The following is a 25012-nucleotide window of genomic DNA, read 5'->3' as shown; positions in this document are numbered from 1 at the left end:
GGGTCACCCGCGGTACCGGAAATTTTCGGCCGCGGCTCAGGCTGGCGCCGGACGTCCGCGTTCCGCGACGCGCCGGATCAGCTCGCAGAGGCCATCCGTGTCGAGGACCGCCCTGGATCTCAGGCCGTCCTCCAGCGCCGCACCGAACTCGCCGAACCGGCGGCGCACCTCGTCGCGGCGCGCGACGAGCCGTTGCAGCGCGGCTCGCATCGCGTCCGGGGTCGCGTCCTCCTGGAAGACGCGTTCGGCGACGCCCGCGCCGGTGAGCACCTCGGCGATGTGCGTGGTGTCCCGCTTCCGGGACCGCGGGTTGGTCCACCTCGACGGGCAGAGCACGAGCGGAGTCCTGGCCTCGACGGCGCGCAGTGCCGTCCCCAGACCGGCTCCCGTCACGACGACGTCCGCCGCGGGGAGGAGGCGCGAGTGCGGGAGGAACGAGTGGGCGGCCGTCACGCGGCTGCCGGAGTCCTTGACGGACGGCACGGTCGTGGTGACGTCCCAGCCCAGCTCGCGGCACGCCTCGATGGCCGACCACACGAAGCCGCTGTCCGGCTGCCACAGCGAGGAACTCGTCACCAGCACCTGGGGCGTTCGCCCGGCCGTCATCCTGTCCACGACGGACTCGGCGTCGCCGTACCCCGCGGAGGGGGCCCACATCCGCGGCAGCGCGAGGCCGGCGTACGCGGGCAGCGGGCGGGGGCGATAACGCACCATCGGGTGCGTCAGCAGCACCGAGGCGTGGCGGGAGTGCGGCCACCACTGGGCCTGCGCGGCGGGTCTCGGTTCCGGGGGCAGGCCGAGCCGGCAGCGCAGGCCGTTCCACCACTCGACGAACCCCTCGGGGCTCTTCGGGTTCCTGCGCATCCACACGTGCTGGTGCGGCCAGTAGTGCGAGGCGCCCTCGTCGAAGAGGTGGTGGATCAGGGACACCACCGGCACGCCGAGGAGCTCGCCCGCGAGCGGTGTGCCCATGACGAACGGATCGCCGAGGATCACGTCGGGCCGGGTCATCTTGACGGCGGCGGTGATGTCCTCGATCTCCCGCACGGTCCGCGCGAAGATGCGCCGCTCCTTCTCCTCCTGCGTCTCGACGTGCTCCAGGCGGCTGCTGGCCGCGCTCACCTCCTCCCTGCCCGTGTGCTTCACGGTGGTGGGAAAGGAGATGAACCGCACCGACTCCGAGACCGAGGGCCGGTGCAGCTCCAGGGCGCCGGACGCGACGGCGGTCACCTCGCACCCGTTCGACGCGAGGTGTTCCGCGACCGGGATCACCGGCAGGACCGCACCGAGCTGACTCGCGGGCACCCACAACGCGCGCATGTTCGCGAGAGTAGTTGGCACAGGCGACGACCAGGCCGTTATCCGTCCGGCAGGCGGAACGCAGGCAGAACCACCGGCAGAACTGTGCATCGGATCCCTCCGACACTTCTTCCTGGTCTGCGGATTGATCTTGTGATTGCATCGAGGCCAATCCGTTTTGTACTAACCCCGCAGCTGCTCAGCGCTCGCCGCCGGGGACGAAGGGCGCGTAGTTGTTGTGACCGCTGTTGGAGCTGTGCTCCGGCGAATTCCGCGGCGAATCCTGTGGCCAGGCGTGATCGGTGCCGTCATGCTCGCCGTCGGCGGCCTGGGAGCCGGTGCGATCGTGCGCAGGGACCCGCTGCTGAGCGGGACGATCCTGAACGCGATCAGGTACGGGCACGGCCACGACCTCGCCTTCATGGTCCTGTTCGCCGGTCTCGGGCTCATGGTGCTGTCGTGGGTCCGGCTCGGCCGCATGGTGCTCAAGGGCGAGGCGGGCGGCCGGATCGTGTCGGTGGCCGCCGCGGCGTGGACCGCGCCGCTGATCATCGCGCCCCCGCTCTACAGCCGCGACGTCTACAGCTACCTGGCGCAGGGTGCCGTCGCGTTGCGCGGCTTCGACCCGTACGTGCGCGGCGCGTCAGTGCTGGATCTTCCGCTGCGGGGCAACGTGGCGGGGCTCTGGCAGGAGACGCCGTCGCCCTACGGGCCGCTGTTCCTCCTGCTGGGCAAGGTGACGGTCTTCCTGACCGGTGACAACGTCATCCTCGGCGCCATCTTCATGCGGCTCGCCGTGCTGACCGGCCTGGTGCTGCTCGCCTGGGCGATTCCCCGTCTCACCGCACACCTCGGCGGACGCACCTCCGTCGCGCTGTGGCTCACGGTGGCCAACCCGTTGGTGGTGGCACTGGGCATCGGCGGTGCTCACAACGACATCCTCATGGTCGGCCTGATGGCGGTCGGCGTGCTCAAAGTGCTGGACCGCAGACATCTCACCGGCTTCGCGTTCATCGCGCTGGCCGCCGCCGTGAAAGCGACAGCGCTGCTCGTCGCGCCCTTCCTCGTGTGGGTGTGGGCGGCCCGGCTGACCGGTCCGGCCAGGCAGCGTTTCCTCGTGGCGGCGGGTGCCGGCGGAGCGGTCTTCGCGGCCACCTTCGCCGCGGCCACCGTGGTCGCGGGGGTCGACCTCGGCTGGATCAGCGTGCTGCGGTCACAGGGCCCGTTGCTGACGTGGATGTCGCTGCCGTGCGCCGCGGCGGAACTCCTCTTCTACTCCGTGGGCCACTACGTCCCCGGCTTCACCCGCGACGGCTTCCTCGGCTTCTTCCGCGCGGCGGGACTGGTAGTGCTCGCCGTCGTGCTCGTGCGGCAGTGGTGGCTCGCGCGGGAGGGCGGCGTGGAGGCGGTCAGGCGCGCCACCATCGCCCTGCTCGCCGCGTCACTGCTCGCACCGTCGGTGCTGCCGTGGTACTTCACCTGGGCGCTGGCACTGGCCGCGGCCTTCGCGTGGAAGGAACGCGGGATCGCCGTCCTGGCAGGCGTTTCCGTCTGGATGGTGCTGGTCACGCTGCCTGACGGCACGATCGTCGCCAGGTGGACGTACGACGACATGAACCCCTGGGTGTGGTGGCCCTACTTCGCTGCCACGGTGGTCGCCGGCTGGTGGGTCGGACGGTCGCTGCTGCAACCCGCGCCGACGGTCACCGAGCCGACGCAACTGGTCAGGGGGAACGGTGGTTGAGCTCGTGCGGGCCGCCGAGAGCCGGGCACTGAGGTTCGCGCCACTCGTGCTGGGCCTGTCGCTCGCCGTGTACGCCTGGACGCTGGGCAATCCGGCGAACTGGGGAATGATCGACCTCAAGGTCTACTGGAGCCTCGCTCCGAACGTCCTGTCCGATCAGCTCTACGACATCAACATGCCGTTCACGGCGGACTTCCCGCTGCCGTTCACCTACCCGCCGTTCGCGGCGATGGTGTTCCTGCCGGTGTCGGCCCTGCCGTGGCTCGCCGCGCGGATCGTGTGGCAGGTGCTGTCGGTGCTCTGCCTGTGGTGGCTGGTGCGGACGGCGCTGAAGCTGCTGGCGGCCAGGGCGGATCAGCCCTGCGACGTCACGTGGTCGCGCCGGGCGTTGCTGTGGACCGCGGTGGCGCTGTGGTGCGAGCCGGTGCGCAAGACCCTCGACTTCGGACAGATCAACCTCGTCCTGGTCGCCGGGGTGTTCGCGGCCGTGGTGTCGACCCGGCAGGCGGTGGCGGGACTCGGTGTCGGCGCCGGCATCGGGATGAAGCTGACGCCGGGGATCTCCGTGCTGTACTTCCTCGCCACCCGCAGGTTCGCCGCGGCGGCGTGGTCGGCGGCCGGTTTCGCGATCACGGTGGCGCTGGGCTTACTCGTGTCGGCCCCGGACTCGTGGCGCTACTGGTTCGAGCTGCTCGGTGCGGCGGACCGGGTGGGACCGGTGGGCTCGGCGATCAACCAGTCGCTGCGCGGCGCGTTGTCCCGCTCTTTCGGTTACGACGTCGAGATGTCCTGGCCGTGGCTACTCGCGGTGGCCGTGTCGGCCGCGCTGACGTGGTTCGCCGTGCGCGCCGCGGTGCGGGCGGGGGACCAGTTGGCCGCGGTGCTCGCGGTGCAGTTCTTCGGACTGCTCATCTCGCCGATCTCGTGGAGCCACCACTGGTTGTGGGTCATCCCGCTGGTGCTGTGGCTGGCCTACGGGGCAAGGCATCTGGCGCTCGCCGTCGCGTGGGTCGTCGTCACCGGCTCTGACGTCATCACCTTCCTCATCAACCAGCAACCGTCCATTTGGGACATTCCGAGGCCGTGGCCGCTGGCCGCGCTCGGCTGGGTCTACCCGGCGCTCGGACTGCTCACCCTCGCGGCCGTGCCGAGGCTGCTCCGCGTGGGACGACGCGCGGAGGTCGCGCTGTGAAACTGGAACAGCGGCTCCTGGCCGTCGCTCCCTGGCTGCTCGCGATCTCCGCGGTCGCCCGCACGTGGGTCATCGTCACCGGGTTCGGCAACGAGTCGATCGACCTGTACGTGTACTGGTCGCTGGCTCCGCACGTGCTCGAGGGCGACCTGTACCAGGTGACCTCGCCGCACTCGCCGCCTGACTTCCCGCTGCCGTTCACCTACCCGCCGTTCGGCGCGCTGGTGTTCCTGCCGATGACGTGGATGTTCTGGGGCCTCGCCCAGTGGAGCTTCCGGCTGTTGTCGGTGCTGTGCCTGTACTGGATCGTGCGCGTGACGCTGCGGCTGATCGCGGGCGAGCGCTGGACGACCGACGCGCGCCTGTGGCGGCAGCGGGCGATCCTGTGGACCGCGGTGCTGCTGTGGATGATGCCGGTCTTCCACACCTTCGAGTTCGGACAGATCAACCTGGTGCTGGCGGCCGTCGTGCTCGCCGCGATGGTGGCGCGCGACCAGCGCGTCGCGGGCGCCGGGATCGGCCTGACGGCGGGCGTGAAGCTCGTGCCCGCGATCTCGGGCCTGTACTTCCTCGCCACCCGCAGGTGGGCAGCCGCGGTGTGGTCGATCGTCGCGTTCGCGGCGAGCGTCGGACTCGGCTTCCTGGTGGACTTCAACCAGGCCAAGCAGTACTGGTTCGTGCTGTTCGGCGACCCGGACCGGGTGGGCCCGGTCGCCACCGCGCACAACCAGTCGCTGCGCGGGGCGTTGTCGCGCACCTTCGGTTACGACGTGGGCCCGTCGTGGCCCTGGTTGATCGCCGCGGTGGCGGCGGTGGTGCTGGCCGGGTTCGCGCTGCGGGCGGCTGTGCGGGCGGGCGACGCGCTGATCGGTGTGGTGACCGTGCAGTTCCTCGGTTTGCTGCTCTCGCCGATCTCGTGGGACCACCACTGGGTGTGGGTCGCTCCGCTGCTGATCTGGCTGGTGTACACGCGGATCGCGACGTGGGCGCGCATCACCTTGCTGGTGCTGTGGTGTCCCGTCATGTTCTGGGACGTGATCGCGTTCCAGCTGCGCCGGCAGCCGACGATCTGGACGATCAGCCGGCCCGGCTGGCTGTCGGCGGTCGGGTGGGCCTATCCCGCGCTGGCGCTGGTCACGCTGGTCGTCATCGCGGTCGCGCTCGCCGGCACCATGCGAATCCGCTCGACGGACCTGAAGGACACCGTCAGGCCGATGAACACCGTCGGATAGATGTAGATGAGGTAACCGGATCGGCCGGCGCGTCCGCGTCGGTGGCGGTTTCCCATAGGTTCTCCCGGCATGGAACACGAAGTGCGCGGTGTGGGCCGGACCGAGGGATGGGTGCTGGCGGGCGTCGTGGTCGCCGCGCTGGTGGTGACCGGTGTGCTGGCGAGGTCGCCCGGCACCTGGCTGCTCGAGGTGGTGTGGGTCCTGATCGGACTCCCGCTGGTGGTCGTGCTGCACAAGCGGTTCCCGTTGACCAGGTTGCTCACCTGGCTGTTGGTGCTGCACGCGCTGGTGCTCTGCTACGGCGGGCAGTACACGTACGCGGAGACGCCGCTCGGGGAGTGGGCGCAGGAACTGTTCGGCACCCAGCGCAACAACTACGACCGCTTCGCGCACGTCGTTCAGGGCTTCGTGCCCGCGGTCGCTGTCCGGGAGGTGTTGCTGCGCCGGACACCGTTGCGACCCGGCGGCTGGACCGGCTTCCTCACCGTGTGCGTGTGTCTCACGATCAGCGCCTGTTTCGAGTTCGTCGAGTGGTTCAGCGCGCTCGCTCTCGGCAGCGGGGCGGACGACTTCCTCGGCACGCAAGGCGACCAGTGGGACACGCAGTGGGACATGTTCCTGTGCCTGTGCGGCGCGATCGTCTCGTTGCTCGTGTGGCGCCGGATCCACGACCGTCAGCTCCAGCGTTCGATATAGTAAACGTATCGTTCAACGCTTGGAGTACCCGATGCAGGTCAGGACCTACCTCGACGACACCTACGCGGATCAGGCCGACACCACGGTGATCGCGGTGGGGGAGCGGGACGGACGGCCGTGGGCCGCCGTCGAGCACTGCCTGTTCCACCCGCAGGGCGGTGGTCAGCCCGCTGACCGGGGATGGCTCGACGACGTCGAGGTCGTGCCGGTCCGGGCCGAGTCGGGGCTGGTGGTGACCGAGGGGCCGGTGCTCGCCGTGGGACAACGGGTCCGGGCCCGGATCGACCTCCAGCTGCGGCTGACGCACGCCGCGCTGCACACGGCCGGGCATCTCGTCGAGGCTGCCGGTCGTGCGCGGGGGTGGGAGCTGGCGGGCAACAACCACTTCCCCGGTCAGGCCCGCGTCGAGTTCGCCGATCCGGGGCACGACCCGCGGCTGGCCGACCCGGCGGGCCGCGAGGAGGTGACCGCCGAGCTGCGCAAGGCGGTCGCGGCGGCCGTCGACGAGAACCTGCCGGTGACCGCCGAGACAGACGGGCGGGGTCGGCGCGTGGTGTGCCTGGGTGCCCTGCACGCGGCGCCTTGCGGGGGAACGCACGTGCGCGCGCTCGGCGACCTCGAAGATCTCGTGCTGCCGACGCTGAAGGTCAAGAAGGGCCGGATCCGGGTGTCGTACTCCGCCGCGCACGGGGCGCGGTGATGGCGGGGCGCTCGACGAGCAGCACCGCCGCGTCCGTCGGCGCGCAGATCCGCCGGCGGCGTGAGCAGCGCGGCATGACCGGCTCGGAGCTGGCCCGCCGTGCAGGCCTGAGCAAGGCGACGCTGTCCAAGCTGGAGGCCGGGCTGGGCAACCCGACGGTGGAGACGCTGGACGCGCTCGCCATCGCGCTGCGGATCCCGCTGACCGACCTGCTGACCCGCGACACCGATCCCGGCCCGGTGTACGTGCCGGGCACCGAGATCGCCGAGGGCGAGGTCGGCCGTGAGCTGCTGCGCCGGATCAGCAGCGGCAACAGCCTGGAGATCTGGCGGTTGCGCATGCCGGAGAACACCGAGCTGGACGGCGTGCCGCACGCGACCGGCACCGTGGAGCACCTGCTGGTCGTCTCCGGCCGGCTGACCGCGGGCCCGTCGGACGCCCCGCGCGAACTGAGGCCCGGCGACCTCCTCGCCTTCGCCGGCGACGCTCCCCACCTCTACCGCACCGGCGCCGGACCGGCGGACGTCACCGTCGTGATCGCCTCGCCCATCGTCAGCTGAAAAGAGCCCCGCCACATGACCGCCTACGCGCACGCCTTCGCCAGTGACAAGTCCGCGGGGACCACGTAGGAGATCCTCGACGCCGTCGCCCGCGCCGCCTCCGGGCCGCGGGGTACGGCACCGACACCCGGAGGACGTCGACGGGCTGGTGACCGCCATGAGCGCGCTCAGCTGACGCCGCAGACGCGCTCGGCCAGGACCTGCCAGCTCGCGATCAGGTCGTCCACCGCGGTGGCGAGATCCGGGCCGTCCGCGCTCTGCAGGTACAGCAGGACAGGGCCTTCCAGCGCGGCGACCAGCTGCAGCGCCAGGGGGCCGGTCGCGGCCACGTCCGGGCACGCCTCGCCCAGCAGCATCCGCACGTGGAACAGCGACGGGCTCTCGTCGAGAGGAACCGGCTGGCTCGGGTCGAGCGAGGCACGCGCCAGCACCATGTGCTCCAGGAGGAACTCCAGGCGTGCCCGGCCGAACGCGACCAGCCGCTCGACCGCCGGCGCACCGGGACCGAGCGGTGGTGGTCCGCTCAGCAGCCGTTGCTGGAAGTGCTTCTCCTCCTCGTCGAGCAGCGCGAGGAAGATGCCCGCACGGGTGCGGAAGCGGCGGAACACCGTGCCCTTGCCCAGCCCCGCCCGTTCGGCGAGGCCGTCCATGGTGACCTTGTCGGCGCCCAGTTCCGCCACCATCCGGCGCGCGACGTCGATCAGGTGGGCGCGGTTGCGCGCGGCGTCGGCCCGCTCCTCACGGGGCCGGCCCAGCGGCAGCGCGACAGGTTCCACGCCGCTGAACGCTACCCGCGGGCGGTGCCCCGTCAGGACGTGTGCCGACCGGCGAGTCGGCGGCCGGATGGTTCCGAATTCGTGGCAACCGTCGTCTCAACTGGCGGTTGACCGTTGACAGTCGAGCCGGGGTGGATTACTCAGTCAGCGGAGGTGGGCGGGGCCACCTGACCGCAGTCGTCGGCAACGAGGTGGCGAATGACAGAGGAGTTACCGGAGATCCCCGGATTCCGGTACGCCCGACCGCTCGGCAAGAACGTCCATCTCTACCGCGGCCCGGACGGCGAGGTCGCGGTGAAACTGCTCGCCGACCCGCCGCGGGCGGGCGAGATCCGGACGGTCCTCGGGCTGGGCCACCCCGGCATCGTCGTGGTGCACCGCGCGGGCCGCACGCGCGCCGGACTGCTGTACCTGGTGATGAAGCACTACTCGAACGGTGATCTCGCCGCGCTCGCACCGCTGCCGGTCGAGCGCGTCCTGGACATCGGCTTGCAGATCGCGGACGCGCTGCAGGCCGCACACCGGGCCGGGGTCGTGCACCGCGACGTCAAGCCGGCCAACGTCCTGCTCGACGAGGCCGGCAACGCCTGCCTCACCGACTTCGGCGTGCTCGGCAGGGACCGGCTGCCGTGGACGGCACCCGAGGTGATCACCAGCGGCTTCTACAGCGTGCGTGCGGACGTGTTCTCCCTCGGGGCGACGTTGTGGCACCTGCTCGTCGGGCACTCGCCGTTCGTGCTGCCCCGCGGCGACAACTCGCACGCCGCGTTGGAGCAGCGCATCCTGCACGGCAGCCCGCCACCGACCGGCCGGGCACCGCGGCCGCTGGAGCTCCTGCTGCGCCAGGCGATGGCGGCCGACCCCGCTGTGCGCCCGGCGTCGGCGGAAGCCTTCGCGCTGCGGCTGCGGGAGATCTACCACGAGACCGCTCCGGCCGGGTCCACTGTGGACGCCGTGGTCACGCCGGCCGATCCGCGTCCGCGCCGCCGGTCGCGCTGGCCGGTGTACGCCAGTGCCGCCGCGGTGGCGGCCGGCGTGGTGGGCACCAGTGGCGTGCTGTGGCTGAAGGACGACTCGCTGCCGCAGCAGAACCCGGTGGCGCAGCCGCAGAACGCGGGAGCCGAGGCCGGGCCGTCGCCCAAGGTCACGGTCAGCGTCACCCGCGTGAACCGCGAAACGCTCCGGTTCTCGTGGACCTACCAGTCACCGTTGGCGGGAGACACGTTCGCCTGGCGCACCAACGACGACTTGAAGTCGGGCACGGTCGAGACGCCGTCGGTCGATCTCTACGCCCCCGGCGCGCTGTGCGTTCAGGTGCGGGTCGTGCGGGCCGACGGCAGCAACGCGAGTGATCAGACGTGGTCGCCGGAGGGCTGTGGTTTCTGAGGAAGCCGGACCGTCACGACGAGTCCGCCGCCGGAGCGGGGCCTGAGGTCGAGGGCGCCGTCGTGGGCGCGGACGACGCTGTGCACGATGGCCAGCCCGAGTCCGACGCCGGCGTGCTCGTCGGTGCGGGTCCGTTCGGCGCCGCGGTGGAACGGCTCGGTGAGGGTGGGGACGAGCGCCGCCGGGAGTGGCGGGCCCGTGTTCTCGACCCGCAGCACGCTCGCGTGGCGCCGCGACTCCGTGTGGATCTTGACGGTGCCGCCGGTGGGGACGTTGTGGACGATGGCGTTCTGGACGAGGTTCGTCATCATGCGCAGCAGGAGTGCGGAAGAGCCGACGGTCTGAGCCGCATCACCGGTGACGTCGAGCGTGATCTTCCACATTTCGGCGAGGGGGAGCAGCATCTCGGTGGCTTCTTCCGCGACGAGGGAGAGGTCGACGTCTCCGCGGGCGAAACTTCCGCTGTCGCTGCGGCTGAGCAGCAGAAGAGCCTCGGTGAGGTCGATCGCTCTCCTGTTCACCGTGCGGAGGCGCTCGACGAGTTCGCCGTGGTCGTGCGCCGGGTCCTTGCGGGCGACGTCGAGCAGTGACTGCGTGATCGCCAGCGGCGTCCGCAGCTCGTGGGAGGCGTTCGCGGCGAACCGCTGCTGCCTGGCGACGTGGGACTCGAGCTGGTCGAGCATGGTGTCGAACGCGTCGGCGAGCTCGCGGAACTCGTCCTCGCGGCCCGGCAGCCGAACCCGGTGGGACAACGAACCGGCAGTGGACCTCCTTGCCGCGTCGGTGATCCGGCGCAGTGGTGCGAGCATCCGGCCGGCGAGGATCCACCCTCCCACGAGGCCGAACAGCAGCAGGAGAACCAGTGCGACGGCGGCGGCGCGCCCGAAGATCCGCGACAGCAGGTACCGGTTGGGGGAGATCCCGAGCAGGCCCTGGGCGTTGTCGGGCACGTGGCGCAGCAGGTGGAGCCACACCAGGGCCAGCAGGACGGCGCCGGTGACGAGAACGAGCCCGGCGTAGCTGAGGGTGAGCTTGAGGCGGGCGCTGAGCCCGGGAGGCCGGTTCACGCGTCGATCCGGTAGCCGACGCCGGGCACCGTGGCGATGAGCCAGGGTTCGCCGAGGCGTTTGCGCAGGGCGGAGACCGTGATGCGGACGGCGTTGGTGAACGGGTCGGCGTTCTCGTCCCACGCCCGTTCCAGCAGCTCTTCGGCGCTGACGACACCGCCTTCCGCGGCCACGAGCACTTCGAGCACGGCGAACTGCTTGCGGGTGAGCGCGACGTAGCGTCCGTCGCGGAACACCTCCCGGCGGAACGGGTCGACCCGCAGGCCCGCGATCTCGCGGACCGGCGGCCGGGCGTGCGCGCGCCGCCGGTCGAGCGCCCGCAACCGCAGGACGAGCTCACGGAGCTCGAACGGCTTGGTGAGGTAGTCGTCGGCACCGAGCTCGAACCCGGCGGCCTTGTCGTCGATCCGGTCGGCGGCCGTGAGCATGAGGATCGGCATGCCGCTGCCGGACGCGACGATCCGCCGCGCGACCTCGTCACCGGACGGGCCGGGGATGTCGCGGTCGAGCACCGCGAGGTCGTAGGAGTTGACGCTGAGCAGTTCCAGTGCGGTGTCGCCGTCACCCGCGACGTCGGCGGCGATCGCTTCCAGCCGGAGCCCCGCCCGCACGGCCTCTGCCAGGTACGGCTCGTCCTCCACGATCAGCACGCGCATACCCGCACCTTAGGCAAGGCGGTATATCGCCGCCGTATCCCGGCCGCTAGGTGGCGCGGCAGATGACCGCCGTAATCCCGGCCGCTAGGCGGCACGGCAGATCACCGCCGCTTCGGCCACCTCTGCCGGGCGGCGCCACCACCGGCGTGAGGTCAGCGCGGCCAGCCCCGCACCCGCCGCGTTGAGGAGCACGTCGTCCACAGAGGACACCCGGTCCAGCCAGAGGTACTGCGTGATCTCCAGCAGCGCCGACCAGCCGCCTGCGAGCGCCAGGACGCGCGGCACCGACGCCAGTGCCGCGAACCGCTGCGGCGCGAAGAACCCCAGCGCCGCGAAGACGAACAGGTTGCCGACGACCTGGCCGGTGTCCATCTCCAGGAGGTCCCGCGACGGCACCAGGTTCAGCGGGCCGCGCTCGACACCGGGGTGCTCGCCCGGCAACAGCACCATCCACACCCACGGTACGGTCCCCTGGACCATGCCGACGTCGGCGAGCGACAGCCGCCACGGCGACGCGGTACCGGCTGCCTTCCGGCGCCGGCCGAGGACGGCGGCCGTCACCGCGGCCACCGGCAGGGAGAGCAGTGTGAGGGCGGCGACGCCGGTGAACGTGCCGAACCAGGCGTGCCAGCTGTTGAGCATGGCCTCACCCAAGACGACTGGTCGTTGTGGCGGCGTATCCAGTTTTCGATATGCCCGCGATACGCCCGCACACCTCGTCGATGGTGACGACAAACCATCCGAACGACCCGATGTCGGCCGCGTTCTCCGGCGCTACGTTCGCCAAACCCTGCGAACCCTGCGAAGGAGCCCAACGGTGCGAAGAAGAAGACCCCTGCTCTCCACAGCACTGGCCACAGCCATCGCGACCGCGATGATCGTCCCTGCCGCCGCCGCGTCCGCACCGTCCGCGAACCTGGCCTGCTCCGGCGCCAGCGACACGGACGTCGCGATCGGTGACAACACCACGGTGGAGTCGCCGATCACCATCGCCGGCTGCGCGTCGGCGCCGTCGGCCACCAGCACGGTGCCGGTGAAGATCGTCCACACCTACATCGGCGACCTCCTGGTGTCGCTGGTCGCCCCGGACGGTACCGCCTACCCGTTGCACAGCCGCACCGGCGGCTCCGCGGACAACATCGACCAGACCTACACCGTGGACCTGTCGAGCGAGACCGCGAACGGCACGTGGCGGCTGCGGGTCAACGACAACGCGGCCAACGACGTCGGCCGGATCGACTCGTGGTCGCTGAACCTCGGCGGCTCCACCCCGGCGGGCGACTTCTCCGTCGCCGTGTCGCCCGCGTCCGGTTCGGTGGCGGCGGGATCGTCCGCGACCACGACCGTGCAGACGCAGACCACCAGCGGCCAGGCGCAAACCGTGCAGCTGACCGCGAGCGGCCTGCCCTCCGGCGCGACCGCGTCGTTCAACCCGGCGTCCGTCACGACGGGTGCGAGCTCCGCGCTGACGATCTCCACCAGCGCTTCGACGCCCGCGGGCACCTACCCCGTGACGGTCCGGGCTGCAGGCAACACCGCGAAGACCGCGACCTACACGCTGACCGTCACCTCCGGTGGTGGCGTGCAGATCCCCGACATCGACATCACGGCGGTCAAGCAGCACCTGACCCAGTTCGCCACGATCGCCTCGCAGAACGGCGGCAACCGGCGTTCCACCACGGCCGGCTACCGCGCGTCGGTGACCTACGTGAAGGACAAGCTCGCCGCGGCCGGGTTCACCGTGTCCGAGCAGCCCTGCACCTCGGGTTGCACCACGGGCGCCGGCCCGAACGTGATCGCCGAGTGGCCCGGCGGCAACGCGAGCAACGTCTACATGTTCGGCGCCCACCTGGACTCCGTGTCCGCGGGACCCGGCATCAACGACAACGCCTCCGGCTCCTCGGCGTTGCTGGAGACCGCGCTCGTGCTCGCGCGGACGAACCCCACGATGCTGAACAAGGTCCGCTTCGCCTGGTGGACCGACGAGGAGCAAGGCCTCAACGGCTCGCGCTTCTACGTCGCGCAGCTGCCGTCCACCGAACGCACGAAGATCAAGACCTACTACAACTTCGACATGGTCGGCTCGGTCAACGGCGGCTACTTCATCAACAACATCAACTCCACCCAGTCGGCGCACATGAAGGCCTACTGGGACTCCCTGAGCCTGTCGCCGGAGGAGAACACCGAGGGCCGCAACCGTTCCGACGACGCGTCCTTCACCAACGCGGGCATCCCCGCGTCCGGGTACGCCATGGGCGCCAGCGCCACCAAGACGTCCGCCCAGGCGGCGAAGTGGGGCGGCACCGCCGGCAGCGCGTTCGACCCGTGCTACCACCGGGCCTGCGACACCACGGCCAACATCAGCGACACCCACCTCAACCGCGCGGTCGACGGCATCGCCTACACCCTGTGGAAGTCGGCGGTCGGCGGCTCACCGGCCGCGGACTTCTCCGTGGCGGTGTCGCCGAACTCCGGTTCGGTGACGGCGGGGTCGTCGGCCTCGGCCACCGTGCAGACCCAGACCGTGACCGGGCAGCCGCAGACCGTGCAGCTGTCGGCGTCCGGGCTGCCTGCCGGGGCAACGGCTTCGCTCAACCCGGCCGCGGTGTCGACCGGCGGCAGCTCGACGCTGACGATCAGCACGACGGCGGCGGCCGTCAACGGCACCTTCCCGATCACGATCACCGCGGCCGGGTCGGTGTCCCGCACCACCACCTACAGCCTGACCGTCACCGGGGGCAGCGGTGGCAGCTGCTCGGGCACCAACCCGAACGACGTCGCCATCCCGGACGCCGGTGCCGCCGTCGACAGCGACCTCGTGATCTCCGGCTGCCCGGTGGCACCGTCTGCCAGGGCTTCGGTGGCGGTGAACATCCGGCACACCTACATCGGTGACCTGACGGTGTCCCTGATCGCCCCGGACGGCACGGCGTACTCGTTGCACAACCGCGGCGGCGGGAGCGCGGACAACATCAACCAGACGTACACGGTCGATGTGTCCACCGAGTCCGCCAACGGCACGTGGAAGCTTCGTGTGCGTGACGTCGCACAAGCGGATGTCGGGACGATCGACAGGTGGAGTCTCGACCTGAACCCGGCCGTCTGACCTGGTCCGCACACCCTGTGCGCAGGGACGACCGAGCTCTGCGCACAGCGTGCGCGGCCGCGTGCGGAAGCAATCACTTCGCGGCCGCTGTGAAATATAGCGGGATAATGGATTGAACCGTTTTGCGTTCTTGACGGTCCACTTGTGAGCGATAACACTGCCTCGACGATCGCTCATCACGCAGGGGGAACGCCGTTGTCGAGCCCAGTCGAACCCACAGGTGGACAACCGAATCCGGGATTCGTTCGCCGCTTCTGGTGGGGTGCCGGCCAGCGCACGAGGCTCACCGTGATGTGCCTCGGTGTCCTCACCGTGCTCGCCACCACCGGTGCGGCCGGCTTCGCCGGTGGCGACACGGGTCCGCGCAAACGCGAGGAAGCCGGACGCGCCCCCTCCGTGCACAGAGGCGACTCCTTCGAGGTGACCGTCCACACGGTGTCCGATGTGGACTTGTTCGAGGGTGTGGAGCTCGCGACCGGGCTGTCCTTCGACGCGCGGGTCGCCGGGCTGCGCCGGGTCGCGGACTGCTGGCTGGCGGAGTCGCGCACCACCGCGCAGAACCTGTTGCGCGGCAAGACCGTGCGGCTCACCGTGAAGAACGACGTCGATCCGGGAGTCGATCTGATCGCGGTCGACGTCCAGCTGCCGAACGGCGCGGACTACGCGCGGACCATCGTGCACGACGGTGTGGCACGGGCGGATCCGGCGGCCCGCGACGAGCTCGCGCCGGTCGAGTCGGCCGCTCGTCAGGAACGCCGCGGCCTGTGGTCTGCCGACTGCATCCTGAACAGCTCGACGGCGACGCCTTCCAGCACGCCCTCGTCCTCAGTGCCCACCACGACCACCACGGCCACGACGACCACGACCGCGCCGGAGCCCTCGGCGCCGCCACGGCCCACGTTGTCGCTCACCCCGCTCCCTCCACCGTCGTCCGACGACGACGAGTGGGACGGCATCCTGCTGGGCAAGGTGTGCTTCAAGGAGGGCGCGCGGCGGACGAACCGGGACGGCGAGGAGATGGTCTGCACCCGCAACGGCAGGAACCAGCTGAGGTGGCGACGTGCTGACTGAGAACGGCATCGACCTGTTCAGCAAACCGGCCGACGTCAGTGCCGCACCCAGCCTCGCGCACGGCGAGCGGCCGCGCGGCCTGACCGAGGCCGGGTGGGTGCGCACGACGGGCTGGCTGCAGGTCGGCGATCACCCCGTGCACTCGGCGTCCGTCGCCGCGCTGGCCGGCCTGCTGTGGTCACTGGTCGGAGCGGCCGTCCTGGTGAACACGGCTCCCGTGCTGGCAGGCGTTCTGGTACTCGCGACTCCATTGCTGTGCGGTGGTTTGTGGTGGCTTTACACCGCGTACGTGAGGCCTTCGTCCTCGGCGCGCAACATCGTGAGGAAGCACGCGCACGAGCTGGAGCCGGGCGACCTGGTCCGGTTGTGCGGCTCGATCGGGCCGATCGGCCTGGTGATCGAGGTGGCGTCCGGGGAGGACGTGCGCGTGGTCTTCCACGGTGGAGCGCGACAGACGTGGCCGCGTCACCAGGTGGTGCACATCGCGGAGCTGCTCAGCTGAGGGCGGCGCCCCCTCAGGTCAGGCGACGGCGCAGCTCAGGCAGGAACTCCGGGTCCTGGCCCACGAGTGCGGCGGGGTCCAGCTCGCGCGGGACGGCCGTGTTCGGCTCCCGGTCGAGCAGATAGCGGATGATCTCTCCGACCAGCGCGGACTCGTCGGGCTCGACGAGCGCGAGATCGTCGAGGAACGCCTCGGACAGCACCACGTGGTGCGTGGTCGTCTCGGTGCCCTCGTGCACCTCGGCGGCGTACTCGTGGTCTGCCAGGGTCATGACGCGAACATCCGTGCTCATGGCGGTCGGCTACCCGCGAGCCCGCGACGGAAACCGGCCGGCGCCGGATCCGGGTATGTGCGATGCATGCGTCTTGGTGTGCTGGACATCGGGTCGAACTCCGCGCAGCTGCAGATCGTCGACGTGCGGCCGGGGCCCCGCCGTTGCCCGCCCACGCGGTGAAGGAACCCACCCTGCTCGGCGAGGAGATCCGGCCGGACGGGTCGATCAGCGACGACGGCGTCGAACGGGTCGTCAGGGCCGTCGCGGACGCGGTGACCGCCGCGGCCAGGCACGGCGTCGACCAGCTGTACCCGTTCGCGACGTCGGCTGTGCGGGACGCGTCGAGCGGGTCGTCGGCATCCGGCCGCAGTCCCTCGACGGTGAGCAGGGGGCCAGGCCGACCTGTCTGGCGGCACACCGCTGGTACGGATGGTCGGCGGCGCGGTTGCTGCTGTTCGACATCGGCGGCGGGTCGATGGAGATCGCACTCGGCCGCGACGCTGACCCGTACCTGGCGCTGTCGCTGCCGCTGGCCGCCGGGCGGCTGACGCGCGCGATGCTGCCCCACGACCCGCCGAAGCGCTCCGAGGTCAAGGAGCTGCGCCGGTACGTGCGCGAGACCCTGAGCGAGGTGGCCGACCGGCTGCGCTCACGGCGTGCGCGACCACGGCCCCGGCGAGGATCTGCCTGGCTCTGGGTTGCGACACGCCCCGCAGACGTGCCCGCTGCGCCGCGGACATCCTCGCCAGCCTGGGAATCCAGTCGCGCACGTCGTCCACCGTGAGGGTGCGCCGCACGAACGGGCCCTCACGTGCGGTGGCGCACCGGCGAGCCGGGCGAGCTGCTTGAAGGTTTTGGACGTGGCGACGACGTTGCGGGGCACGCTCTCCCACGACGAGATCCGGGGATTCAGGTGAGACTCCTGGCCAGGCTCACGACGGACTTCGACACAGGCCCCTAGCGGGCTTGGCCGTCCTCCCTCGCCTCGGCCAGCTGCTCCTGTTCCTGGATCGTGAACAGCACGAGCAGGCTGAGCAGCGCACCGGTCGAGTAGACGGCGACCTGCCACCAGTGCGGGAAGCCCGTGACGATGCCGTGGTCAGCAGCCCCGGCACGACCAGCGTGCCGATGCCCGCCGTCCACGCCGAGCCTGCGCAGCGGGCGAACGTCTGCGCTGCCGTGGCGAGGTGGCCCCTCACCGGGAGCGCTCCCGGTCCGCCGGCGGGCCGGCGTCCACACTGGCCATGAAGCTGGCCCACCCCTTGCGGGCGGTGGCCAAACCAGGCGATTCGAGTCGGCTCACCCCTTCACGCCCGTGTGCGCCAGGCCTTCGATGAACTGCCGCTGCGCCAGCACGAACACCACCAGGATCGGCACGGCCGTCATGGTCGCCGCGGCCAGCTGCACGTTCCACATCGGACCGCCGTAGTTGTCCACGAACTGGGTCAGCGCCTGCGGCAACGTGAACATGTCCGGAGTGGACAGGTACACGATCGGTTCCAGGTAGAGGTTCCACGAGTGCAGGAACGTGAAGATCGCGACCGCGCCCAGTGCGGGACGCGCCAGCGGTAACGCCACCCGGTAGAAGATCCCGGCGCGCCCGAGGCCGTCCATCCGCGCCGCCTCCTCCAGCTCCGGCGGCAGCGCGATGAAGAACTGGCGCATGATGAAGATCGCGAGTACACAGGGCGCCCCGAAGATCGGCACGATGATCAGCGGCCAGTGCGTGTTGGTGAGGCCGAGCGACTGGAACAGCTGGAACAGCGGCACGATCGTCACCTCGCTCGGGATGAGCAGGCCGGTCAGCACCACCACGAACAGCACGTTCTGGCCGGGGAACCGGATGCGCGCGAACGCGTACCCGGCCAGCGCCGCGACCGCCATGGTGCCGAGGGTGACGACCACCGCGATGTAGAGGCTGTTCCAGTACTGCTGCCCGAACGGCTGCATCCGGAACACCTGCGAGTACGTGGCGAACGTCGGCTCCGACGGCAGCAGCGACTCGGAGAAGATCTCGCTGATCGGTTTCATCGACGAGGTGACCATCCACCACGTCGGGAACACGAAGGGCACGCACAGCAGGCACAACAGTCCGTAGAGCGCCACCTTGCGCTTCATGACGTCACGTCTCATGCAGCACCCACTTCCGGCGCATCCGCCACTGCATCAGGGTGAGGGCTGCGACGATGACGAACAGCAGCACCGAGATCGTCGCGCCGTAGCCGAAGTGGTGGAACTGGAACGCCTGCTGGTAGAGGTAGTAGATCAACACCGTCGTGGACGTGCCGGGGCCGCCCTGGGTGAGCACCGCGATCTGCGCGAAGACCTGCAGGGAGCCGACGATCGTGATGATCGACGTGAGCAGGATCGTCGGGCTGATCAGCGGGATCGTGATGCGGCGGAACCTGGTCCACGGGCCGGCGCCGTCGATCTTGGCCGCCTCGTACAGCGGTGCCGGCACGCCCTGCAGGGCGGCCAGGAACAGCACCATGTTCAGGCCCACGTTCTTGATCACCTGCACGACGATCACCGAGATCATCGCGGTGGTGTCACCGCGCAGCCAGTTCGGGCCGTCGACGCCCAAGAACCCGAGCAGGCCGTTGACGCTGCCCTCCGGCTGCAGCATCAGCTGCCAGACCAGCGTCCAGGCCACCAGCGAGACCAGCACGGGGGAGAAGAACAGCGTGCGGAAGATGGTGGTGCCACGCAGTTTCTGGTTCAGCAGCACCGCGAGCAGCAGGGCCAGCGACAGGTTCAGCACCACCAGGCCCGCGGCGAACCACGCGGTGGCGACCAGCGCCGAGCGCAGCTTCTCGTCGGCCAGGAGCCGCTGGTAGTTCTCGGCGCCGATGAACTCGAACGTGCCGCCGAGGACGTTCCACTCGTTGAGGCTGTACCAGCCGACCAGACCCAGGGGCACCAGGACGAACGCGAGGCTGCCGAGCAGGGCAGGCGCGACGAACAGGTACCCGACCAGGTTGTCGCGCCTGCGATACGTCCAGAACGTCACTTGCGCTCCAGCAACGGCTTGATCTTCGTGCAGACGTCGTCGAGCACGGCGGACACGTTCGCTCCGGGCTTCCACAACGGGTCGAGCGCGGCGCGGATGGTCTGGTTCAGCTCCTCCTGGCCCTGGTGGCTCGGCTTCACCACGCCCTTGCTGATGCCGTCGACCACGACCGACTGCAGCTGTTCCGGCCGGATCAGCGGGTTGCTCTTGGCGAGCGTTTCGGCGTTGAGCAACGACGACCGCACCGACGGGAAGAACTGCGCGAGCTTGGCCGAGTTGGCCTCGTTGGTGAAGAAGCCGAGGAAGTCCGCGGCGGCCTCGGCGTTCTTCGACCGCTTCAGCACGCCCACACCGGCCTGGCCGATCACCGCGTAGTCGCCCTTGGGCCCGGACGGCAGCGGCATGAGCGTCCACGTGAACTCGGCGTCCTTCAACGCTCCTGCCCGCGAGATCTGGCTGATCGCCATCGCCGCGTTGCCCGCGAAGAAGTCCACGGTCGTACCGGGGCCGGGGATCGCCTTGTCGGTGAAGATCGCCTTGTGGACGAACGACATCGCGTCCTTCATCTCCTGGCTGGAGAAGCCGCAGGACCGGCCGTCGTCGCTCCAGGCGTTCGCGTCCCAGCCGCGCCAGATCGCCGAGAGCACCGCCCAGTTCTGGTACTTGAAGTCGGGCAGCACCAGGCCCTTGCTCGAAGCGGCGGCCGCGATCGCCTGGTCCCAGGTCCACCGCGCGGGCACGTTCTTGATCAGGCTCGTGTTGACGAAGAGCCCGAACGGCGAGGTGGAGAACGGGTACGCGTAGAGCTCGCCGTCCTTCTCCCACAACCTCACCGCGGACGGCACCAGCTCGTCGGCCTTCTCGATCTTGCCCTTCAGCGGGGCGAGCGCGCCGGACGCGACGAAGTCCGGCGCGGACTCCTCCAGGATCCACGCCAGGTCTGGGGCGTTGCCGCCGGCGATCTGCGTGGTGAGCGTGGTGGTGTAGCCGTCGGCCGGGATCGAGTCGAACTTGATCTCGGTGATGTCCGGGTGCGACGCCTTGTACTCGGCGGCGATCTCGTTGAGCAGCTTGAGATGCGCTTCGTTGGCGGTCCACACGGTCATGCGCAGCGACTTGGAGCCGGAAGTGGCGGATCCGCTACACGCGGTGAGAGCGAGCAGCGCGGCAAGAATCAGAGCTGTGAGGCGTGACAGCGTTGTCATCGTCGTCTCCCGATCAGTAACCGGACACGTCCGGCCAGCGGAGCTCGACCCCGTCGCGTTCCAGCCGGTGCTGGAAGTCCGCGAGCAGGCCGGGGGTGTTGCGCACCGCGCGAGGGGTGACTCGGTGCGCCAGGCAGAAGTCCGCGAGCGCGCCCGCGACCTCGCCGACGTTCCACTCGACCGGGTGCAGCCGGTGGGAACCGTTGGTGATGTGGGTGGTGCCGATGTTCTTGCCCGCGGGCAGGAGGTTCTCCACCCGCTGGGGGATGAGCGCGCCGAGCGGGATCTCGAACGGGCAGCTCGCGACGTCGAGGTAGTTGTCGCCGCCGGTCGACGGGTGCAGGTCGATCCGGTACATGCCGACACCCACGGCGTCGGCGTGCTGCACCGCGCCCTTGTCGCCGCGCACCGCGAGCGACAGGTCCTGCTCGACGATCGTGTACTCCGCCTTGATGCGCCGCGACTCGCGGATGTACGGCGCCTGCGCCAGGCCGTCCGCGCTGCCGGTGACGTCACCGCGCAGCCGCAGGCCGGGGAAGCCGGTGCCGCCGTCCGCGCGCGGTGCCTCGGTCTGCAGCCAGTACAGCACCGAACGCGAGAGCTCCCGTGCGGCCGCGATGTGCCGCGCCGCGTCGGGCACGTCGATCACCGGCGACTCGAAGTAGTCGATCATCGGCCAGTTGACCAGGCAGATGTCGCTCTCGTAGGCGCCGTCGACGAAGTTGCGCCGGGCGGCGATGCGGCGGAACGTCCACAGGTTGCTGTCACCCGCGCTGACCCGCTGGTCGGAGACGACCGACAGCGGGTCGTCGTCCGGGTTCGGGGTGAAGGTGCGTTCGGCGATGTTCAGCGTGCGGGGGTCGGGGGAGCGGAACGACAGCATCCGGTCGCCCCAGTACGGAGGCTGGTAGTCGCGCCAGAAGTCGTAGCGCGCGGGCTTGTCGATGGTGTGGTCGCCGTCGACGTGGTCGATCGCGAAGCACACCGACATCGCCTGCATGTTGGCCGGTTGCGCGGTCTCGGGCGCGCTGGGCTCGCCGGTGTCCAACGTGGACTCGAAGCCGGTCACGTACTCCGTGCCGGACAACGGGAGCAGCTCGCCGGTCTCGGTCGCGTCGAGGATGTACGGTGCGGACAGCTCGATGTGCTCCCCGTTGTGCTCCACGGTGACCGACACGACGCGGTCGCCGTCGGTGCGCGCGGAGATCGGCCGGCACGGTTGCAGCACGGTGAGTGCGCCGCTGCCGCGGTACGGCGCCAGCATCTCGTCGATCACCGCCACGGCGACGCGGGGTTCGTGGCAGAGCCTGCTGACGTTGCCCGCGCCGGGGTTGAGCTCGCGCCACGCCCGTGCCTGCGGGGTCAGCGGGTAGTGGCGGCGGTAGTAGTCGCGGATGCCGTCGCGCAACGCCCGGTAGCTCGCGGTGACGCCGAAGCGTTCCACCCAGCTGTGCTCGTCCGGCGGGACGGCCTGGCTGGTGAGCTGGCCGCCGAGCCAGGCGAACTCCTCGGTGAGCACGACGCGGCGACCGGCGCGCAGCAACGCCAGTGCGGCGGCGACGCCTCCGAGCCCGCCGCCGATGACGACGACGTCTGTGTTGTCCGGCAAAGGTTTCCTCCTGATCAACCGAGGGTCGAGCCCTCGACGAACCGGCAGGCGAGCAACTCCTGCGGGGTGGTGCCCTTCTCCAGCACCTCGGTGAGCGCCTGCACCGCCCGGCGTCCCATCTCGCGCCGCGGGATGGTGAACCCGGTCAGATCGACGTCCCTGGGAGCGGGCCGGGTGGCCGCGCCCAGTGCGAGCACCGACAGGTCTCCCGGGACCGACAGGCCGCGCTCACGGGCGGCGAGCACGAGAGCGGCACCGTCGGACACTTCCTCGGCGAGCACGGCGGTGATGCCCGCGTCGAGCAGCTGACCGAGTCCGGCGAACGGTACGTGCGTGCCTTCGACCCCGTGTGCCGCAACGGCTTCGCGGAAGCCGCGCAACCGGTCCGCCGAGGACTCGGCACCCGTGCCCGCGCCGACGTAGGCGAACCTGCGGTGGCCGAGCGCGACCGCGCGGTCCACCAGGTCCCGCACCGCGGCGGGGTAGTCGGCGCCCACGTGCGGCACCGGGCCGCCCGCGTCGTCACGGCGTCCGATCGAGACGAACGGGATGCCCTCGGTCAGCAGCTGGGCCAGGTCGTCCCGGTCGAGGGAACGACCCAGCAGAACGCAACCGTCGGCGAGCCGGATCCTGCTGTCGTCGCTGAAGATCCGCCGCCGGCCACCGGCGGCCTTGGCGCTGGTGAACAGCAGCAGGTCGCACCCGGCCTCCTCGGCCTGCTCTTCGATGCCCTCCAGGAACGGCTGGTAGAAGTCCGCGCGGGTGCTCGGGAACACCGCCTCGTAGGTGAAGACGCCCAGGATGCGGTTGCGATGGTCGTGCAGCCTGCGCGCGATCGGGTTGGCGACGTAGCCGGTCTTGCGGATCACCTCCAGCACGCGCGCCCGTGTCTCCGGCGCGATGCGGACCCCGGCGTCCTGCCGGTTGTTGAGCACCAGCGACACCGTGGCCTGGCTGACGCCTGCCATCCGCGCGATGTCCTGCTGGGTGAGCCTCTTGGCCATGAGCACCTGCCAATTCGAATTGGCAGGGAGTCTGCGACACCGTACCGCGAGCAGTCAAGCCTGCAATAATTCGAATTAGCATCTTGACGGGCCGCAGCCGGGCGAGCGAGGGTGCTCGGCCAAGGAGGTAGGCCCGTGAACGCATTCAGCCGTCGCAGCCTGATCACCGGTGCCACCGCGATCGGACTGCTCGCCGCCCTGCCCGTGCCGGCGCACGCCTTGCCCGCGCCGCCGCCCGTCACGCCGGACCGGCGCTCGTTCGCCCCGGAGGAGCAACGGTTCGCGCCGTACCTGATGCTGGTCTCGCCGATGGTCGCCGACATGGAGCCGGGCGGCTTCTTCGCCGGCGGCTGGTGGCGCAACCCGGCGGCGTCCTACAACGCCCGGGTCCAGGAGCACGTGTACACGCTGGCGTGGTTCGCCACGCAGTCCCGCTCGTGGAACCCCTACCGCGGCAACGCGAACCTGCTCGCCGCGCTCGACGCCGGGCTCGGCCACTACCTCGGACTGCAGCACGCCGACGGCTCGTGGCCGGAGTACTCGCGCGATCAACACTCACTGGCGGCGACCGGGTTCGCCATGGGCTACCTGAGCAAGACCAACGCCTTGCTGCGCCGGGCCGGGGTGCTGCCTCAACGGCAGGCCCAGATCGCCGCGTCGCTGCGGCTCGCGATGACGTGGTTCCTCAACGGCTCGAACGGCACCGTCTGGCAGTCGCCGCTCACCTGGGCCAACCAGACGGCAGCCGGTCTCGCCGGGGCGGCGCTCGCGTTGAAGCAGGACCCGGATCCCGTGCTGCGGCAGCGGCTGACCGAGGCGTTCGCACGGCTGGCGGCGACGGGGCAGAGTCCGGCCGGCTACTTCTACGAGGAGAGCGGCGCGGACACCAACTACAACTTCGAGGTGATGCTGCCGGAGCTGGCCGACGCGTGGCGACAGTCCGGGGACGCGAACCTCGTCGACATGGCGCGGAAGTACACCGGCTGGCTCGGCTACAACCTGGTTCGTGAACCGGACGGGTCCGGCTGGTTCGCGAACATCGCGCCGAACTCGCGGACGTCCTCGAAGTTCTACGCCGACGTCCGGCCCGATCCTGAACGGACCGCGCTCAACAACCAGTTCGTGCCGGAGGTGCCGGACCTGGCCGCGTTCGTGCCGAGCCGGGAGGACCTCGCCGCCGCACGAGCCGAGTGGGCCGCCGACCCGGCTCCGGTGCCGGCACTGACCAAGCCCGACACGTCACCGCGGATCCTGGCCCACGCGATCTACGGCGAGCGCTACCCGAGCCGTTCCGAACGGACAGCGGCGATCGCGCGGTTGCCGTACCAGCGGGCGCACTTCACCGAGCGGCGCAGTGATCAAGGACAGGACTTCCTGTTCGTGCGCAGGCCTCAGTTCTACCTCGGCGGGTACTTCGGAACGCGGCGGGCGACCTCGTTGGCGCGCACCGGGCTGACGTTCCTGTGGCACCCGGTCGCGGGCACAATCGTGCAGTCCGTGAACAACAACAACCACGCGTGCTGGGCGACCGTGTTCCCGGGACAGGTCCCGGACTCGAACGGACCGCAGCAGGCCGAGTTCCTCGGTGGTGAGCCGTACCGGTTCCGTTACCGGACGCCGTCGGGCTCGGTGGTCACCCAGGTGACCGTGGGCGACCGGATCACGCGGTCGGTGCGGGCGAACGCGGCCGCGACCGAGCAGATTCCGTTGGTGGTAAGGGATTCCGACACCACTGCGCTCGACTCGCGCGGGCTCACGCTCACCCGCGGCAGGGTGACGTTCCGGTTCGACTGGGCGCAGGAGCTGAATCCGTCACTGCGGCCGGCGTCGACGATCACCTATCCCGGCCGGAGGATGCACATCCTGACGGTTCCTCACAACGGCACGTTCGCCCTGACGATCTCCGTGCGTTAGTCCACAATG

Annotated in this window: 24 protein-coding genes and 1 pseudogene; 12 read left to right on the top strand and 13 right to left on the bottom strand. The window is 70.3% G+C overall.

Annotated elements, in window-relative coordinates:
- Positions 1 to 36: 36 nt before the first annotated feature.
- On the bottom strand, positions 37 to 1320 hold the full coding sequence (locus C8D87_RS02970; RefSeq protein WP_112225433.1) for a glycosyltransferase: 1284 nt from the start codon (positions 1318 to 1320) through the stop codon (positions 37 to 39).
- A 217-nt stretch (positions 1321 to 1537) separates the two neighbouring features.
- Between C8D87_RS02970 and mptB the strand changes: the two genes are divergently transcribed.
- The 6 genes from mptB (at position 1538) to C8D87_RS02940 (ending at position 7423) form a co-directional block, all read left to right on the top strand.
- Complete coding sequence (gene mptB, locus C8D87_RS02965) at positions 1538 to 3043, top strand: polyprenol phosphomannose-dependent alpha 1,6 mannosyltransferase MptB (RefSeq protein ID WP_325049614.1); 1506 nt, start codon at positions 1538 to 1540, stop codon at positions 3041 to 3043.
- On the top strand, positions 3036 to 4235 hold the full coding sequence (locus C8D87_RS02960; RefSeq protein ID WP_233441873.1) for a glycosyltransferase 87 family protein: 1200 nt from the start codon (positions 3036 to 3038) through the stop codon (positions 4233 to 4235). The genes mptB and C8D87_RS02960 overlap by 8 nt, the downstream gene beginning before the upstream one ends.
- Positions 4232 to 5467, top strand: coding sequence for a glycosyltransferase 87 family protein (locus C8D87_RS02955; RefSeq protein ID WP_112225432.1), 1236 nt, complete (start codon positions 4232 to 4234; stop codon positions 5465 to 5467). Before C8D87_RS02960 ends, C8D87_RS02955 begins: the two co-directional genes overlap by 4 nt.
- Positions 5468 to 5536: 69 nt before the next feature.
- Complete coding sequence (locus C8D87_RS02950) at positions 5537 to 6163, top strand: DUF2238 domain-containing protein (protein WP_112225431.1); 627 nt, start codon at positions 5537 to 5539, stop codon at positions 6161 to 6163.
- 19 nt (positions 6164 to 6182) lie between these two features.
- Entirely contained in the window at positions 6183 to 6863 is a 681-nt protein-coding gene (locus C8D87_RS02945; protein WP_215732144.1) for an alanyl-tRNA editing protein, read from the top strand.
- Complete coding sequence (locus C8D87_RS02940) at positions 6863 to 7423, top strand: helix-turn-helix domain-containing protein (RefSeq protein ID WP_109639668.1); 561 nt, start codon at positions 6863 to 6865, stop codon at positions 7421 to 7423. The genes C8D87_RS02945 and C8D87_RS02940 overlap by 1 nt, the downstream gene beginning before the upstream one ends.
- Positions 7424 to 7590: 167 nt before the next feature.
- On the opposite strand, the gene C8D87_RS02935 is transcribed toward C8D87_RS02940, so the two are convergent.
- Positions 7591 to 8199, bottom strand: coding sequence for a TetR/AcrR family transcriptional regulator (locus C8D87_RS02935; protein WP_233441872.1), 609 nt, complete (start codon positions 8197 to 8199; stop codon positions 7591 to 7593).
- A gap of 198 nt (positions 8200 to 8397) precedes the next feature.
- Here C8D87_RS02935 and C8D87_RS02930 point away from each other — a divergent pair, with 198 nt between their 5' ends.
- Positions 8398 to 9585: a serine/threonine-protein kinase gene (locus C8D87_RS02930; RefSeq protein WP_112225429.1), complete on the top strand. Its 1188-nt coding sequence runs from the start codon at positions 8398 to 8400 to the stop codon at positions 9583 to 9585.
- On the opposite strand, the gene C8D87_RS02925 is transcribed toward C8D87_RS02930, so the two are convergent.
- From C8D87_RS02925 to C8D87_RS02915, 3 genes are all read right to left on the bottom strand, one after another.
- Positions 9552 to 10652, bottom strand: a complete 1101-nt coding sequence (locus tag C8D87_RS02925) for a sensor histidine kinase (protein WP_112225428.1) — start codon at positions 10650 to 10652, stop codon at positions 9552 to 9554. The two genes, C8D87_RS02930 and C8D87_RS02925, sit on opposite strands and share 34 nt — an antisense overlap.
- Positions 10649 to 11308 (bottom strand): response regulator transcription factor, encoded by a 660-nt coding sequence (locus C8D87_RS02920; RefSeq protein ID WP_112225427.1) that lies wholly within the window; start codon positions 11306 to 11308, stop codon positions 10649 to 10651. The genes C8D87_RS02925 and C8D87_RS02920 overlap by 4 nt, the downstream gene beginning before the upstream one ends.
- Positions 11309 to 11392: 84 nt before the next feature.
- The gene (locus C8D87_RS02915; protein ID WP_112225426.1) at positions 11393 to 11950 is read right to left on the bottom strand and encodes a VanZ family protein; all 558 of its coding nucleotides are present in this window, start codon (positions 11948 to 11950) and stop codon (positions 11393 to 11395) included.
- A gap of 175 nt (positions 11951 to 12125) precedes the next feature.
- On the opposite strand from C8D87_RS02915, the gene C8D87_RS02910 reads away from it, so the two are divergent.
- From C8D87_RS02910 to C8D87_RS02900, 3 genes are all read left to right on the top strand, one after another.
- Complete coding sequence (locus C8D87_RS02910; RefSeq protein WP_233441871.1) at positions 12126 to 14414, top strand: M28 family peptidase; 2289 nt, start codon at positions 12126 to 12128, stop codon at positions 14412 to 14414.
- A 291-nt stretch (positions 14415 to 14705) separates the two neighbouring features.
- Positions 14706 to 15485, top strand: a complete 780-nt coding sequence (locus C8D87_RS02905) for a thermonuclease family protein (RefSeq protein WP_112225425.1) — start codon at positions 14706 to 14708, stop codon at positions 15483 to 15485.
- Complete coding sequence (locus tag C8D87_RS02900) at positions 15475 to 15987, top strand: hypothetical protein (RefSeq protein WP_112225424.1); 513 nt, start codon at positions 15475 to 15477, stop codon at positions 15985 to 15987. Before C8D87_RS02905 ends, C8D87_RS02900 begins: the two co-directional genes overlap by 11 nt.
- A 13-nt stretch (positions 15988 to 16000) precedes the next feature.
- Here the strand turns inward: C8D87_RS02900 and C8D87_RS02895 are convergent, their stop codons facing one another.
- A complete protein-coding gene (locus C8D87_RS02895; protein ID WP_211337548.1) occupies positions 16001 to 16258 on the bottom strand; it encodes a hypothetical protein in 258 nt (85 codons plus the stop codon).
- A 361-nt stretch (positions 16259 to 16619) separates the two neighbouring features.
- On the opposite strand from C8D87_RS02895, the pseudogene C8D87_RS47380 reads away from it, so the two are divergent.
- Positions 16620 to 16853, top strand: a pseudogene (locus C8D87_RS47380) (Ppx/GppA phosphatase family protein); the annotation flags it as partial.
- On the opposite strand, the gene C8D87_RS49075 reads toward C8D87_RS47380, so the two are convergent.
- From C8D87_RS49075 to C8D87_RS02860, 7 genes are all read right to left on the bottom strand, one after another.
- Positions 16852 to 17031: a hypothetical protein gene (locus C8D87_RS49075; RefSeq protein WP_411711352.1), complete on the bottom strand. Its 180-nt coding sequence runs from the start codon at positions 17029 to 17031 to the stop codon at positions 16852 to 16854. The pseudogene C8D87_RS47380 and the gene C8D87_RS49075 overlap by 2 nt on opposite strands.
- A 187-nt stretch (positions 17032 to 17218) precedes the next feature.
- Positions 17219 to 17500 carry a hypothetical protein gene (locus C8D87_RS45005; protein ID WP_146771607.1) on the bottom strand — a complete coding sequence of 94 codons (282 nt, stop codon included), beginning with the start codon at positions 17498 to 17500 and terminating at the stop codon, positions 17219 to 17221.
- Between the two features lie 60 nt (positions 17501 to 17560).
- Positions 17561 to 18394, bottom strand: a complete 834-nt coding sequence (locus C8D87_RS02880) for a carbohydrate ABC transporter permease (RefSeq protein WP_109636641.1) — start codon at positions 18392 to 18394, stop codon at positions 17561 to 17563.
- Positions 18384 to 19271, bottom strand: a complete 888-nt coding sequence (locus C8D87_RS02875; RefSeq protein ID WP_233441870.1) for a carbohydrate ABC transporter permease — start codon at positions 19269 to 19271, stop codon at positions 18384 to 18386. Before C8D87_RS02875 ends, C8D87_RS02880 begins: the two co-directional genes overlap by 11 nt.
- Positions 19268 to 20476 (bottom strand): ABC transporter substrate-binding protein, encoded by a 1209-nt coding sequence (locus tag C8D87_RS02870; protein WP_112225423.1) that lies wholly within the window; start codon positions 20474 to 20476, stop codon positions 19268 to 19270. The genes C8D87_RS02875 and C8D87_RS02870 overlap by 4 nt, the downstream gene beginning before the upstream one ends.
- 13 nt (positions 20477 to 20489) lie before the next feature.
- On the bottom strand, positions 20490 to 22085 hold the full coding sequence (locus tag C8D87_RS02865) for an FAD-dependent oxidoreductase (protein WP_112225422.1): 1596 nt from the start codon (positions 22083 to 22085) through the stop codon (positions 20490 to 20492).
- 14 nt (positions 22086 to 22099) lie between these two features.
- A complete protein-coding gene (locus C8D87_RS02860; RefSeq protein ID WP_109637063.1) occupies positions 22100 to 23089 on the bottom strand; it encodes a LacI family DNA-binding transcriptional regulator in 990 nt (329 codons plus the stop codon).
- Between the two features lie 135 nt (positions 23090 to 23224).
- Between C8D87_RS02860 and C8D87_RS02855 the strand changes: the two genes are divergently transcribed.
- Complete coding sequence (locus C8D87_RS02855) at positions 23225 to 25003, top strand: hypothetical protein (protein ID WP_112225421.1); 1779 nt, start codon at positions 23225 to 23227, stop codon at positions 25001 to 25003.
- The last annotated feature ends 9 nt before the right edge of the window (positions 25004 to 25012 follow it).

The organism is Lentzea atacamensis, assembly GCF_003269295.1.
Taxonomy (GTDB): Bacteria; Actinomycetota; Actinomycetes; order Mycobacteriales; family Pseudonocardiaceae; genus Lentzea; species Lentzea atacamensis.
This window is presented reverse-complemented; position numbering and strand designations above follow the sequence as displayed.

Excerpts from the sequence above, each read along its gene's own strand:
- C8D87_RS02860 (WP_109637063.1), bottom strand. The coding sequence starts at position 23,089 with ATGGCCAAGAGGCTCACCCAGCAGGACATCGCGCGGATGGCAGGCGTC.
- C8D87_RS02870 (WP_112225423.1), bottom strand. The coding sequence starts at position 20,476 with ATGACAACGCTGTCACGCCTCACAGCTCTGATTCTTGCCGCGCTGCTC.
- C8D87_RS02905 (WP_112225425.1), top strand. The coding sequence starts at position 14,706 with ATGTGCCTCGGTGTCCTCACCGTGCTCGCCACCACCGGTGCGGCCGGC.
- C8D87_RS02970 (WP_112225433.1), bottom strand. The coding sequence starts at position 1,320 with ATGCGCGCGTTGTGGGTGCCCGCGAGTCAGCTCGGTGCGGTCCTGCCG.
- C8D87_RS02895 (WP_211337548.1), bottom strand. The coding sequence starts at position 16,258 with ATGACCCTGGCAGACCACGAGTACGCCGCCGAGGTGCACGAGGGCACC.
- C8D87_RS02915 (WP_112225426.1), bottom strand. The coding sequence starts at position 11,950 with ATGCTCAACAGCTGGCACGCCTGGTTCGGCACGTTCACCGGCGTCGCC.
- C8D87_RS02880 (WP_109636641.1), bottom strand. The coding sequence starts at position 18,394 with ATGAGACGTGACGTCATGAAGCGCAAGGTGGCGCTCTACGGACTGTTG.
- C8D87_RS02940 (WP_109639668.1), top strand. The coding sequence starts at position 6,863 with ATGGCGGGGCGCTCGACGAGCAGCACCGCCGCGTCCGTCGGCGCGCAG.
- C8D87_RS02950 (WP_112225431.1), top strand. The coding sequence starts at position 5,537 with ATGGAACACGAAGTGCGCGGTGTGGGCCGGACCGAGGGATGGGTGCTG.
- C8D87_RS02930 (WP_112225429.1), top strand. The coding sequence starts at position 8,398 with ATGACAGAGGAGTTACCGGAGATCCCCGGATTCCGGTACGCCCGACCG.
- C8D87_RS02920 (WP_112225427.1), bottom strand. The coding sequence starts at position 11,308 with ATGCGCGTGCTGATCGTGGAGGACGAGCCGTACCTGGCAGAGGCCGTG.